This window comes from Streptomyces sp. NPDC088725, from assembly GCF_044751305.1.
GTDB lineage: Bacteria > Actinomycetota > Actinomycetes > Streptomycetales > Streptomycetaceae > Streptomyces.
In genome coordinates this window covers 459,623-472,459 of sequence record NZ_JBIVLO010000006.1, presented here as the reverse complement: position 1 = coordinate 472,459, position 12,837 = coordinate 459,623, and the positions used below count along the sequence as shown (strand labels likewise).

Genomic DNA, 12,837 nt, shown 5'->3' with positions numbered 1-12,837 from the left:
GGGCCGGGTCAGGTGTGGAAGGGCAGGCCCGCGTCGGCGGCCAGTTCGAGACCTTCGGCGTCGGGCGGCGGCAGCAGCGTGGCCGAGCCGTCACTGACCGGCACGATGCCCAGCTCGAGAAGCTCGGCCATGGCCGCGTCGCCCGCCATATCGCGCACCTGGAGCTGGTAGCGGGCGGTGGTGCGGTACGCGCCTCCGGCGTCGTCGCCGGTGCGCTGGAGGAAACCGGAGTCGGTGAGGAAGGCGACGGCCTTCCCGATGATGCCGGTGGTCGAACCGGCCAGCCTGCGGGCGTCCTTGGTGGCGCCGGTCGCGCTGCGGCGGGCGTAGGTCCGCCAGGCCGCTTCGAGACCGGGCGCTTCCGTCGACGGGTCGGTGTTCTCGCCCTCCGCCTCGGCCCGCTCCTCGAGGCGGCGGCACGCCTGGCGTACGAAGGCGTCGACGCCGTTGACCGTGATCCGGCCGATGTAACCGTCGTCCGCCAGATCTTCGGGACGGGGGAACGACATGGCCGCGACCGCCAGATGGGCGAGGCCGTGCAGGAAGCGGTCGCCGGAGTCGGTGGAGGCGCGGCGGGCGTAGTCGCCCATCCGGACCGCGAAGACGGAGTCCTCCGCCGCCGTCACGGCCATGCCGGCGCGTGGGGAGACCTCGAGGACGATCAGCCCGAAGCCGGTGGCGATGGCGTCGGCGATCCGCGCGAAGGCGGTGTCCTCGCGGTAGCGCCGCAGCAGTTCGGTGTACTCGGTGTCCCGGGCGGGCAGCAGCTTCGGCTGGAGCCCGAAGGAGACGAGCCGTGCGGCGTCCGCCGCGTCGGCGGGTGTGAGCGCGCCGCTCGTGCTCGGCGCGGTGGCCTCGGCCGCCTCGCCGGGATCGCCCCACGCGGCGCTGTGCTCTGCGGGGTGGTCGCTCACGACTGCTGCTCCTTGCGGTGGGTGGGGTGAGGGGTGTGACGCGTGCGGTGAGTGGTGGCTGTGACGAGAACGACGCGGCCGGCGGTACGGGTACGGCCTGCGGTACGGGCACGGCCTGCGGTACGGGCACGACTGGCGGTGTGAGTGCGGCCGCCCGTACGCGTACGGCCGGCGGTGTGAGTGCGGCCGCCCGTACGCGTACGGCCGGCGGTGTGAGTGCGGCGAGGCGTACGCGTACGGGCGGGGGCCGTCGCCGTGCCAACGCCGCCCGTGCGCCGGTGCGGTGACCGTGGCGTGCGCCGCTGGGCGGGGGCGCTCACGCCGCCTCCGTACGGCCGGCTGCCATGCCCGCCACGTCCAGCAGCGCCGTTCCCACTATCAGGTCGGCGCCGCCGAACTCCGGGTCGTCGAGCACCGTGCCGTCGTCCACGGCGAACAGCAGCTGCCGTTCGCCCTGCCGGTAGGCCGTGCCCACCGGCGGGCTCGCGGCGTGAATGGCGAGCAGGGCGACCAGATACGGCAGTTCGGGGTCGCGGCCGCGGGCCTCGGCCAGCAGGCCGGACAGGCGGCGCGGCGCGTCGTGTTCGAGGTCCAGCAACTCCATCGCGGACGCCAGCTGCTCCTCGCTGAAGCGGCTGTCGTCGGGCGTCGCGATGAGGTCGGGCTCCGGCATCTCCGCGCCCAGATGCTCGCGTTCGACCGGTGGCGTCAGCAGCAGGCCGATGAGATCGCTGACCCGGACCGCCGTCGGCGTGCGCAGACCCGTGCCACGCGCGAAGAACGCGTCCGTCACGCGCGTGGCCTGCTCGACGGGCAGTGGCAGGATCGGCGCGACCAGCTGTCCGTACAGGTCGAGGCCGGTGCGGTTGGTGGGCCGCGCGAAGGCCTGGCGGTCCTGCTCCGCGCGGAACAGCGGGCCTGCCTCCAACAGCCGGGACTGGAGCTGTGTGTGCCTGCGGATGCAGTCCTTGACTATGTCGACCAGCTCGGCGGCGCGCCGCTTGTGCTCGGCCGTCTTCGGGTCGGAGCCGGTCTCCGCCTCGTCGCGGGCCTTGCGGATGTTGTTGAGGATCGCGTTCTCATGGCGGTAGCGGTCGGCTACGTGGTCCAGCGCCTCGTCGATCATGTCCGGGACCGCGTTGAGCCAGTCGACCGCGCGGACGTTGCGGCGGGTCGCCTCCAGCGTCCTGCGGAGCGTCTCCGCGTACTGCACGGTGCGGTACCTGGCCTGCTCGGCGGCGAGTTGGGCGTCGGCGAGCCTGCCCCTGTTGATCAGCACCTCCAGCTTGACCTCGGCGGCGATCTGCGCGCTCGTGACGTCCGTGTCGAGCGCGCCCACCAGCACGTTCACCGCTTCGTCGGTGGTGCGGAGGTAGACGCTGCCGCCGTCGCCGGGCACTTCCTCGATGAGCTTGAAGTCGTAATCCCTGCGGGTGTAGACGCCGTCCGTGCCGAACGTGCCGTAGACCGCGCGGAATCCGCGGTCGACACTGCCGACGTTGATCAGATTCTCCAGCACCCAGCGGGCGACCCGCTCGTGCTCGGTGACCGGACGGCGTGGTGCCTGGGCTGCGACGCGCGGCAGCAGCCTGGCCACTATCTGGTCGTGGTCGGCCCCGGTGTCGAAGTCCATGTTGAGCGTGACCAGATCGATGGCGGCGAGCGCGATCTCGGCCATCGCGTAGACCGAGAACTCGCCCGCCAGATTGGCCTTGCGGGTGTCCAGATCATGCAGCGGCGCGGTGCACGCGAGCGCGCGCAGCCGCCGCGCGAGCCCTTCGTCGGCGGCCGGGCCCTGCGCGGGCCGCGGCCGCGCGCTGAGCTGGGGCGGAACGGATTCCGTCGAGGCAGGCGAAGTCACGTGGACAGATTAGGTCCTCGGACTGACAACGGCCGAAACGGCGCAGAGTGACCACGCGGCGAAGTACGGAAGAAGCGCGGAAGGATCATGGAAGAAGCCCGGCGGAAGCCGGAAGAGACCAGGAAGGAGACCGCAAGAAGCCCGAAGTGAGCCCGGCGGAAGCGCTGCCGGAGCTCAGTCCCGTACGGCTGTGGCGGTCCCGCCGGCCGCGACGAGACGCGCGTACACCTCGATCAGCTGGTCGCGCGAGTCGTCCAGATACGCGGCGAGCAGCCGCTCCGCGCCCGCGCCGTCCCCGGACTTGAGGGCTTCGAGGAACTGCCTGTTCCGTACGAGGTACGGCTCGTGCAGCCCCCTCGGATCGTCCACCACGTGGAAGGCCAGGCGCAGTTCGGCGAGCACGCCGCGCATCAGCTCGTCGGTGCGCACGCTGCCCGCCAGCGCGACGAGTTCACGGTGGAAGTGGATGTTCGCCGTCGCGACGCCCTTCCATGCCTGCTCATCGGCCGCGAGTTCCCCGGCCTCCACGGCCTCTTCGAGGCCGCCGACATCGAAGGGAGGCGCGCCGAGCCCCCGTACCACCGCGCACTCGACCAGGCGGCGCGTGCGGTAGATGTCCCGTACGTCCTCGACGGCGAGCACGCGTACGAAGACGCCGCGGTTCAGTTCGTGCACCAGCAGCCGCTCGTGGGTCAGCAGCCGGAAAGACTCGCGCAGGGTGTTGCGCGAAACGCCGAGTGCCTTCCCGATGGCGTCCTCGGAGAGCCGTTCTCCTGGCGGGAAGTGGCCTTCCGCGATGCGGGTACGGAGGATCTCCGCGACGCGCTCCGCCGTACTGGTACGGCCCAGCAGCGCGCGGTCGTCCGACAGCGGGCCGAGCGCGGCCCCCGACGCCCCGGTCGTGCCGGCCGTCCTGGCCGTCCCGGTGGTCCCCACAGCGCGCGCTCCCCCTGTTTGCCGAGTTTCCCGGATTCAATCCTAGAAGTCCTGAAGAGAGAACGAACCGGAAGGGGGAACGAACCGGAAGGGACAGCGACACAACATGCCCCTTGTGGGATCGTTGAACAATCTTCTCGGTTTCTCTCCCCACGGAAGGTGACTCCATGACCCCGGTGGCCATCGATCTCAACGCGGACCTCGGTGAAGGCTTCGGCCGCTGGCGGCTGACCGAGGACGAGCAGCTGCTCTCCGTCGTCACCAGCGCCAACGTCGCCTGCGGCTTCCACGCCGGGGACCCGGCCACCATGCGGCGGGTCTGCGCCTGGGCCGCCGAGCGCGGCGTACGGATCGGCGCGCAGGTCTCGTACCGCGATCTGGCGGGCTTCGGGCGGCGCTCCATGGACGTCCCGCCGGACGAGCTGGCAGCGGAGGTGGCATACCAGATCGGCGCGCTCCAGGTGTTCGCCAGGGCGGCGGGCGCCGAGGTCGCGTACGTCAAACCGCACGGCGCGCTCTACAACCGGATCGTGCACGACGACGAGCAGGCCGAGGCCGTCGTCCAGGGCGTCAGGCTGGCCGGCGGGCGGCTGCCGGTGCTCGGGCTGCCGGGCTCCCGGGCGCACGCCGCCGCCGGGAGGGCCGGGCTGCCGGTCGTCACCGAGGCGTTCGGCGACCGCGCGTACACCGCGCGGGGCACGCTGGTGCCACGCGGCGAGGACGGCGCGGTGATCACCGACCCGGCGGCCGTCGTGGAGCGTTCGGTGCGGCTGGCCACCTCAGGCACGGTGGACTCCCTGGACGGCCGGCCCGTCGCCGTCCGGGCGCGCTCGCTCTGCCTGCACGGGGACACCCGCGGCGCGGTCGAACTCGCCCGCCGGGTACGCGAAGCACTGGAGGCGGCCGGGGTGCGCGTGGAGGCGTTCGTATGAGGACGCTCCCGGTCGGCGACCGCGCGCTCCTCGTCGAGCTGGACAGCGCCGAGGAGACGGCGGCGCTCCACGCCGAACTGCTGCGCCGCCGCGCCGCGGGCACGCTGCCCGCGCTGCGCGAGATCGTGCCCGCCGCACGCACCGTGCTGCTGGACGGCCTCGCCGATCCGGCGGGTCTCGCCGCGCGTCTGGAGAGCTGGGTGCTGCCGCCGCCGGACGTGCGCGCGGCCGATTCCGTGGAGCTGGCCGTGCGGTACGACGGACCGGACCTGCCGGAGGTCGCGGCGCTGTGGGGAGTGTCGGAGGAGGAGGTCGTACGGATCCACTCGGCGGCCGAATTCCGGGTCGCGTTCTGCGGGTTCGCGCCCGGGTTCGGCTACCTCACGGGCCTCGCGGAGCGGTACGCCGTGCCGCGCAGGCCCTCGCCGCGTACGTCGGTTCCGGCCGGTTCGGTGGGTCTGGCGGGGCCGTACACCGGCGTGTATCCGCGCTCCTCCCCGGGCGGGTGGCAGCTGATCGGGACGACGGACGCCGTCCTGTGGGACTCCGCGCGCGACCCGGCGGCGCTGCTGGGGCCGGGGACGCGCGTGCGGTTCACGGCCCGGTCGGCGGGGGCGGTCCTATGACATACGGAGACGGCCGGGCGCCGCGTCAGGACCGGACGCTCACGGTCGTGCGGGCGGGCGCGCTGACCACCGTCCAGGACCTCGGGCGCGTGGGCCACGCCCATCTGGGCGTGCCGCGCTCGGGGGCCCTCGACCTGCCCGCGCTGCGGCTGGTGAACCGGCTGGTGGGCAATCCGCCGGGCGCGGCGGCTCTGGAGACGACACTCGACGGCTGCGCGGTACGGCCGGCGCACGCCGTCACGATGGCCGTGGGCGGCGCGCCGTGCGCCGTGTCGGTCGACGGGCGGCCGGTGGCCTGGGGCGCCTCGGTACGGGTCGCCGCGGGCGCCGTGGTGGAGGTGGGGACGGCGACCTCCGGGGTGCGCGGTTACGTGGCGTTCGGCGGTGGCGTCTCCGTGGAGCCCGTGCTCGGCAGCCGGTCCACGGACCTGCTGTCGGGGCTCGGTCCCGCGCCGCTGCGGGAAGGAACCGTCCTGCCGCTGGGCGCGCCGGCGGGCCCGCCGCCCCCGGTCGACGGCGTGCCGTGGCGCGCGCCCGCCACCGAACTGACGCTGCGGGTACGGCTCGGCCCGCGCGACGACTGGTTCACGCCGGACGCGCTCCGGACTCTGACCACGGGCGTCTTCCGCGTCTCGTCGGAGAGCAACCGGATCGGGATGCGGACGGAAGGACCCGCGCTGGAGCGCGCCGTGCACGACGAGCTGCCGAGCGAGGGGATGGTGGCCGGGGCTGTGCAAGTGCCTTCGAACGGCAGGCCGTTGGTCTTCCTCACGGACCATCCGACGACCGGCGGTTATCCGGTCGTCGCGGTGGTCCGGGAACGGGACTTGGCGGCGATGGCCCAGGCAGCGCCGGGCACGCCGGTGCGGTTCGTGGCGACGCGGCGGTGAGGGGCGACGCGACGGTGACGCGCGACACGACGGTGAGCGGGGACCCGTACCGAGGCAGAGCCGCGCGCGCCGCGGTTCCCGTGCCGGGACCGGTGCCGGTGCCGGTGCCGGTGCCAGGACGGAGCCGCGCGCCGGGCAGGGCCGCTGGTCAAGGAGACGGGACCACGCTCACTCCCGTGTTCCGGCCGCCCCGAGCCCCGGGCCCATTCCTCCCATTCCCGGGAGCCCGGTGTTCGGAGTCAGGGCCGCGAGCGCCCGGGACAGGGCCTGCTCGGCGCGCAGGTCGAGGCGCGCGCTCGTACCGCGGGCCCGGTGCCGTATCTCGTCGCCCGCCAGCCGCAGCAGTTCCGGCAGCAGGTCGTCGCACCGCCTGATCACCCAGCCGGTCCCGGCCGTGGCGAGCCACAGGAGCGACGCGGTCCGGGTCGGCGCGGGCTGGTCGGACTCCAGCGCCGGGGGCGGACCGAGATCCACACCGCGCTCTGCGAGCAGGGCGTGGAAGCGCCGCGCGATCATGCGGTGTCCGCGCTGCCCCGGATGCAGCCGGTCGGCGCTCCACAGCGAACGGTCGGCGACCCAGGAGGCGTCCGACATGTGCAGGTGGACGGAGTCGTAGCGCGCGGAGAGGGCGTGCACGACGGCGTTGACCGCGCGCTGACGGCGGGCCAGCGGCCTGGCCAGGGGCGCGGGCAGCGCGAGCATGCTGCCGGGGTCGGGGAGGCAGGCGGTCAGCAGCAGGGTGCCGTGCGCGGCGAGGTCGCCGAGGACCCGGTCGAGGCGCCGGGCGAGATCCTGGATGTCGAAGGCGCGGCGCAGAGTGTCGTTGACGCCGACGACGACGGCCGCGATGTCGGCACCGAAGCTGATGACCTCGGGTCTCTGGAGCTCGTCGACGTCCCGGGTCAGCGCCCCGCTGACGGCGAAGTTGCGGAACAGCACTTCCGGTTCACCGGCCGCGTCCCCTCCGCCGGACCCGCCGTCACCGCCCCCGAGCAGCGCGGCCCAGCCCCGCCACCCGCCGTCGACGGGGTCGCCGATGCCCGCGGTGAGGGAGTCCCCGAGCGCGGCGAACCGCAGGGGTCGGGTCCGGGCGTACGCGCGCCCCGCCCGGTCCGCGACCGGCGCGGGAACGGGCGGTCCGGCCGGCGCCTCGAAGACGGGCGGTCCGGCCGGCGGTGCGGGGACCACGCTGACCGGCAGCGCGCTCAGCGGCGCGAGCAGCCCAGCCACCGGCTCGGAAACGGACGGTTCGGCCGATAGCTCGGAGACGGGCGGTCCGGCCGGCGCCGCCGGGACCACACTGACCGTCAGCGCACTCGGCGCGGGAACGGGCAGCACAGCCAGCGATCCGGGAACGACGGGTACGGGCGGCGCGGCGGACGTCTTCTCCCCCTTCGCCTCCGCGGCAGACGCGGTCTCCCCCGTCGCCTCGCGCATCCAGGCGACCACGCCTGCCGCCGTCCCGGGCGCCCGGCCCGTCCCCGGGGACGGCGCGCCCAGGCCCTCCCCGTCGGACGGCCGGCCGGACGCGCCGGTAACGCTCCCGCCGGTCCACACGACGCGGTCGCCCTGGCCCGTCCGGATGTCGACAGCAGGACCGGCCTCAAGCGGCCGCGCCTCCACCGGACGTGTCTCCACCGGCCGCGCCTCCAACGGCCGCGTCTCCTGCGTCTGCGCCTCCTCCGCCGGCGACGTCATCGCGGCTCTCCGCCGGAGCGCCGCTCCCGTATCTGTCCCGCCGGATCCGACGGCGTCAGGGGGCGGAGTACCGGAGCCTCGTGGGCGTCCAGGAAGGCCGTGACGGAGTGATCCCAGCCGAACAGCTCCGCACGCGCCCTCGCCGCCTCCCGGCGGTCCGCCTCCGGCCGGGTCAGCAGTTCCTGCACCGCGTCGGCGAACGCCGCTCCGCTGTCCGGCGCGGCGATGCCCGCGTCCCCGATCACCTCGGGCAGCGCGGAGGACGCGCTCGCGACGACCGGTGTGCCGGAGGACAGCGCCTCCAGGGCCGAGAGGCCGAACGTCTCCGCCGGGCCCGGAGCCAGGCAGATGTCGGCCGACGCCTGGAGATCGGCCATCGCGCCCCGGTCGCCGACGTGTCCGAGGAACAGCGCGGGCAGCTGCTGGGCGCGGGCGCGCCGGACCAGGCCGGCGCGCAGCGGACCCTCGCCCGCCACCACCAGCACCGCCCGTACGCCCCGCGCGCGCAGCTCCGCCAGCGCGTCGAGCGCGGTCCCCGGCCGTTTCTCCACCGACAGCCGGGAGCCGAGCAGCAGCAGGACGTCCGCTCCCCGCGCGTACCGCTCGCGCAGGGCCGTGCTGCGCCGGTCCGGCGTGCAGCGGGCCAGGTCGACGCCCAGGGGTGCGCGCAGCACGTTGTGCGCGCCGATGCGCAGGAACTCGCGTTCCGCCCATTCGGTGGTGCACACGATCCGTGAGTACGACCACGCGCTGCGCGTGTTGAGGCGGTCCGCGGCCCGGCCGGCCGCCGCGCCGGGCACGCCCCAGGTGCGCAGGACGCCGTCGGCCGTCTCGTGGGACACCATCATCGACCGGACACGGTTGCGGCGCGCCCATTCCCCGGTCCAGCGCAGGGTCGTCCGGTCGGATACCTCGAGCCGGTCGGGTTCGAGCGATTCGAGCAGTTCCCGTACGCGCCGCTTCGCGGTCAGCACCCGGTAGCCGCCGGTGCCGGGCAGCACGGGCCCCGGCACGGTGATCACCCGGCCCTGCGGGGTCCGCTCGTCTGACATCCGCTCCCCGGGCACGATCAGCACCGGGTCGTGCCCGGCCGCCAGGTAGCCGCGCCCCAGCTCCTGGAGCGCGGTGCGCAGGCCGCCAGAGGAGGGCGTGACGAAGTTGGCCATCCGTACGATCCGCAGGGCGCTCACGCGACCACCGCCATGCGGGCGCCCAGCACCTCGGTGTAGTGGTCGATCAGCTGGTCGCCCACCCGGGCCCAGGTCCTGCCCTCGACGGTGGTCCGTGCCGCGCGTCCGTAGGTCGCGCGCACGGCGGGTGAGGCCTGGAGGTCCCGTACCGCGTCGGCGACCGCCCGCGCGTCGTGCGGGGGCACGAGCAGTCCCGTGCGCCCGTGGTCGACGAGGTCGAGCGGACCGCCGGCCGCGGGCGCGACCACCGGTACGCCGCTCGCCATGGCCTCCTGCACGGTCTGGCAGAACGTCTCGTAGGGCCCGGTGTGGGCGAACACGTCGAACGAGGCGAAGGTGCGCGCCAGTTCGTCTCCGGTCGTGCGGCCGAGGAAGACCGCGCCGGGCAGCGCGGTCCGCAGCAGCGGCTCGCTCGGTCCGTCGCCCACGATCACGACCCGTACGCCGGGCAGTTCGCAGACCTCGGAGAGGAGTTCGACGTGCTTCTCCTGCGCGAGCCTGCCGACGTATCCGACGATCAGCTCTCCGTTGGGAGCGAGCTTCCGGCGCAGCGCCTCGTCACGCAGCTCGGGGCGGAACCGTACGGTGTCCACCCCCCGCTGCCAGAGCCGGACGCGCGGTACGCCGTGCTCGGTGAGGTCACGGACGGCCGCGCTCGACGGCGCGAGGGTGCGGTCGGCTGCGCTGTGGACCGTACGGATCCGGCGCCACGCGGCGGCCTCGCCCGCGCCCACGTAGGTGCGCGCGTAGCCGGCCAGGTCGGTCTGGTAGACGGCGACGGCGGGCAGGCCGAGCCGGGTGGCGGCCGTCATGCCTCTGTTGCCGAGCACGAAGGGGCTGGCCAGGTGGACGAGTTCGGCGCGGTGCGCGGCGATGGTCGCCGCGACCCGCCGGCTCGGCAGCGCCACTCGTACCTGCGGATAGCCGGGGAGGGGGAGGGAGGGGACGCGTACCACGGGGCACGGCGGCTCCAGTTCACCGTCCGAGGCCACCGCCGGGGCGATGACGAGCGGATCGTGACCGCGGGCGGCGAGGTGCCGTGCGGTCTGGAGGGCGCAGTGGGCTACGCCGTTGACGTCTGGCGGGAAGGACTCGGTGACAATGACGACACGCATACCCGTGTTGTCGTCCTGCGGGACGTGTCCCCGCCAACGTCGATCTTGCCGCACGGGAAACGTCCCGTGAGCATCTGACTTCGGCCGGTCCCAGGGGTACGAAACCGGGAGCGAACACCCCCGGGGCACTCGCGCACCTCGCTCCGGCGGCAGCGGCCCGGCGTCTCCGCACGGTCACCGCGCCGCGGTGTCGGGCCCCATCCTGCTGCGTACGGCGGTCTGCACCTCGGCCTCCTCGGCCGGGTCCGCGGCCAGCCGCCGCAGTTGTTCCGCCACACGGACGTCCGCGGTCTCCGCGTGCAGCGCCGCGACCTCCCTGGTGGTCTCCTCGCAGTCCCAGAGGCATTCCACGGCGAACCCGGTGGCGTACGACGGGTCGGTGGCGGCGAGCGCCCTGGCGGCGCGGCCCCGCAGGTGCGAGGAGGCGGTCTCGCGGTAGACGTGGCGCAGCACGGGCGCGGCGCAGATGATGCCGAGGCGTCCCGCGCCGTCGGCCAGGGTCCACAGCAGGGGGGCGTCGGGCCCTTCCGCACGCACGGTCTCGCGCAGCGCGCCGAGCACCAGCTCGGTGTCCTTGGTGGAGCCCCGGGCGGCCAGGACGCCGGCGGCGGACGCTCCGAGCGCGTCGGGACGGTGGATCCAGCTCCGCGCGCGGTCGACGGCCGCGGCGCCGCACATCCGCTCGAAAGCCGCGATGGCGGCGTCGGCGACGGTGCGGTCGGCGCCGAGGGCCGCGGCCTCGATCAGGTCGAGGACGGCCGGATCGCCCACCTCCGCCAGGTAGTGGAGCGCCGCGCACCGGGCGCCGTCGGGGCCGCCGGCCGCCGCCTCGACGATCGCCCGCCGGTCCTCGGGTCCCGCGACGGCGGTGAGGCAGCGGGCGGCCGGTACGTGCAGCACGCTGCCGCGTTCGAGCGCCTGCTGCGCCCAGTCGAAGACGGCCTGCACGCTCCAGCCGGGCCGGGGCCCGGTGGGGCGCATCTGGCGTTGCCAGCGGTCGAAGGAGCCCTGTTCACCGGCTGCCTTGATCCGGGCGCCGATGGCCGCCCTGGGATCGTCGGCCCACAGCCGCCAGGGCCGGGGTTCGTAGGCGTCCCGTACGACCGCGGCCAGCTCGGTGTCGCCCTCGGGGGTGGCGGGGAACCGGGCGAGGACGGGAGCGGCGAGGGCGCGCAGCCCCGCGTCGTCGTCGCGCAGCGCCAGCTCGTCCAGCGCCCATGCCCAGTTGGCACCGGCCGCCGCGTACCGCCGGAGCAACAGGAGTGCGTCGTCCCTGCCGTACGAGGCGAGGTGGCCCAGTACGGCGAGGGCGAGCCCGGTCCGTGACTCGTCGGTATCGAGGTGGTCCTCGGCGTGGAAGAGGTGGTGATCGACGGCGTCGAGATCACCGTGGAGATCCAGATAGAGGCGGGCGTAATACAGCGAGCGGTTCTCGACCTGCCAGTCGTGGCGCGGGTCGTTCAGCACGCAGTGGTTGAGGGCGGCGAGCGCCTCCGCGCGGGGCGCGGCGAGCGCGTGCAGTGTGCCGTCACCGCGGCCCCTCTGCAGCAGGCCGAGCAGCGTGCCGCTCGGCGCTATGACTGGATCGAACATGTGGAAAGCCTCACATCAAGCTGTCGACGCAACCGGGGAGTTTTGACCTAGGCCGCGCGGCAACATGATCGTCCGACTGTCGTCGTGCGCTTGGTGTAGACCATCTTTCGCTGCCTCTCGTCGGTGGCCCCTTGCAGGCCCGACGTCATGATGACCCACCCATTTCGCCACCGCGACCACATTTACGACGCCTCCCTCACTGGGCTCCGAACAGCTCCAGGAGGTCTGTCTTCCCAAACATCCTTGCGGTATCCACCGCCGAGGGCGTGCCGGCCGCCGGGTCGGCGCCGCCGGCGATCAGCGCGCGGATCACCGCGTCCTCCCCCTTGAAGACGGCACCCGCGAGCGGGGTCTGCCCCCGGTCGTTGACGCGGTCCGGGTCGGCGCCGCGCTCCAACAGGGCCTGTACCGCGCCGGCGTGGCCGTGGTAGGCGGCGAGCATGACGAGGCAGTCACCCCGGTCGTTGGAGAGGTCCGCGGACACTCCGGCATCCACGTACGCGGCCAGCGTCTCCGTTTCCCCGCTGCGCGCGAGATCGAAGATCCTCGTCGCCAGTTCGATCACCGCGGGATCCAGGGCGTCGCTCATCGGTGGACCGCCTTTCACATCGTTGACCTGCTCCGCACGGGCAGCCGCACCGTACGAGTGAATCGACAGGGTACTGCCCGGTAGCCCGGGTACCGCCCGGTAGCCCTACACGCTCCAGCCCGCGTTTTCGCCACCCGAGAGGTGTCGCCACGTGGGCCGATGCAGTGAAATCCTCAGTATTTCACCCATTTACACCTTAAGCCCCATAGATACTTGCCGTAATCCTGGAAGAACTCATGGTGACTGTCCCCTCAACCAGGAGAATCCCCATGATCCTGTCCATCTCAGGCGTGATGCTCTTCGGCGTCATCGTCTTCCTCTTCTTCAGGAAAGACGGCCTCAAGCCCTCTCACGCCTGCGTCAGCGTGCTCTTCGGCTTCTATCTGGCCGGCACGGCGATCGCTCCGAGCATCACGGCCGGCAGCGCGAGCCTCGCCGGTCTGTTGGGCGGGATCAAGTTCTGACCTTCCCTTCCATCCCTTCCGCACCCTCA

Annotated in this window: 13 protein-coding genes; 5 read left to right on the top strand and 8 right to left on the bottom strand. The window is 73.5% G+C overall.

Translation table 11 applies throughout. The annotated features are described in order from the left end of the window. Positions 1-8: 8 nt before the first annotated feature. Positions 9-914 carry a hypothetical protein gene (locus tag ACIP6N_RS18490; RefSeq protein ID WP_401816808.1) on the bottom strand — a complete coding sequence of 302 codons (906 nt, stop codon included), beginning with the start codon at positions 912-914 and terminating at the stop codon, positions 9-11. 35 nt (positions 915-949) lie between these two features. Between ACIP6N_RS18490 and ACIP6N_RS18485 the strand changes: the two genes are divergently transcribed. After that, positions 950-1,201 (top strand): hypothetical protein, encoded by a 252-nt coding sequence (locus tag ACIP6N_RS18485; protein ID WP_401816806.1) that lies wholly within the window; start codon positions 950-952, stop codon positions 1,199-1,201. 29 nt (positions 1,202-1,230) lie between these two features. On the opposite strand, the gene ACIP6N_RS18480 is transcribed toward ACIP6N_RS18485, so the two are convergent. Both ACIP6N_RS18480 and ACIP6N_RS18475 read right to left on the bottom strand, forming a co-directional pair. Beyond that, positions 1,231-2,775 (bottom strand): hypothetical protein, encoded by a 1,545-nt coding sequence (locus tag ACIP6N_RS18480; RefSeq protein WP_401816804.1) that lies wholly within the window; start codon positions 2,773-2,775, stop codon positions 1,231-1,233. 174 nt (positions 2,776-2,949) lie between these two features. Beyond that, positions 2,950-3,711, bottom strand: coding sequence for a GntR family transcriptional regulator (locus ACIP6N_RS18475; RefSeq protein ID WP_401816802.1), 762 nt, complete (start codon positions 3,709-3,711; stop codon positions 2,950-2,952). Between the two features lie 167 nt (positions 3,712-3,878). Here ACIP6N_RS18475 and ACIP6N_RS18470 point away from each other — a divergent pair, with 167 nt between their 5' ends. Genes ACIP6N_RS18470 through ACIP6N_RS18460 form a run of 3 tightly spaced genes read left to right on the top strand, consistent with a single transcriptional unit; the run spans position 3,879 to position 6,159 of the window. Next, positions 3,879-4,643 carry a LamB/YcsF family protein gene (locus ACIP6N_RS18470; protein ID WP_401816801.1) on the top strand — a complete coding sequence of 255 codons (765 nt, stop codon included), beginning with the start codon at positions 3,879-3,881 and terminating at the stop codon, positions 4,641-4,643. Beyond that, complete coding sequence (pxpB, locus tag ACIP6N_RS18465; RefSeq protein ID WP_401816800.1) at positions 4,640-5,269, top strand: 5-oxoprolinase subunit PxpB; 630 nt, start codon at positions 4,640-4,642, stop codon at positions 5,267-5,269. The genes ACIP6N_RS18470 and pxpB overlap by 4 nt, the downstream gene beginning before the upstream one ends. Then, positions 5,266-6,159, top strand: a complete 894-nt coding sequence (locus ACIP6N_RS18460) for a biotin-dependent carboxyltransferase family protein (RefSeq protein ID WP_401816799.1) — start codon at positions 5,266-5,268, stop codon at positions 6,157-6,159. Before pxpB ends, ACIP6N_RS18460 begins: the two co-directional genes overlap by 4 nt. A gap of 168 nt (positions 6,160-6,327) precedes the next feature. On the opposite strand, the gene ACIP6N_RS18455 is transcribed toward ACIP6N_RS18460, so the two are convergent. From ACIP6N_RS18455 to ACIP6N_RS18435, 5 genes are all read right to left on the bottom strand, one after another. Next, on the bottom strand, positions 6,328-7,236 hold the full coding sequence (locus ACIP6N_RS18455) for an SGNH/GDSL hydrolase family protein (protein ID WP_401816893.1): 909 nt from the start codon (positions 7,234-7,236) through the stop codon (positions 6,328-6,330). A gap of 617 nt (positions 7,237-7,853) precedes the next feature. Then, positions 7,854-9,023 (bottom strand): glycosyltransferase, encoded by a 1,170-nt coding sequence (locus ACIP6N_RS18450; protein ID WP_401816891.1) that lies wholly within the window; start codon positions 9,021-9,023, stop codon positions 7,854-7,856. 20 nt (positions 9,024-9,043) lie between these two features. Beyond that, the gene (locus ACIP6N_RS18445; RefSeq protein WP_401816797.1) at positions 9,044-10,162 is read right to left on the bottom strand and encodes a glycosyltransferase family 4 protein; all 1,119 of its coding nucleotides are present in this window, start codon (positions 10,160-10,162) and stop codon (positions 9,044-9,046) included. A gap of 174 nt (positions 10,163-10,336) precedes the next feature. Next, on the bottom strand, positions 10,337-11,755 hold the full coding sequence (locus ACIP6N_RS18440) for a HEAT repeat domain-containing protein (RefSeq protein ID WP_401816796.1): 1,419 nt from the start codon (positions 11,753-11,755) through the stop codon (positions 10,337-10,339). Positions 11,756-11,951: 196 nt separating this feature from the next. Then, entirely contained in the window at positions 11,952-12,344 is a 393-nt protein-coding gene (locus ACIP6N_RS18435; protein ID WP_401816794.1) for an ankyrin repeat domain-containing protein, read from the bottom strand. A gap of 269 nt (positions 12,345-12,613) precedes the next feature. Between ACIP6N_RS18435 and ACIP6N_RS18430 the strand changes: the two genes are divergently transcribed. Further along, on the top strand, positions 12,614-12,808 hold the full coding sequence (locus ACIP6N_RS18430) for a hypothetical protein (RefSeq protein ID WP_401816792.1): 195 nt from the start codon (positions 12,614-12,616) through the stop codon (positions 12,806-12,808). The last annotated feature ends 29 nt before the right edge of the window (positions 12,809-12,837 follow it).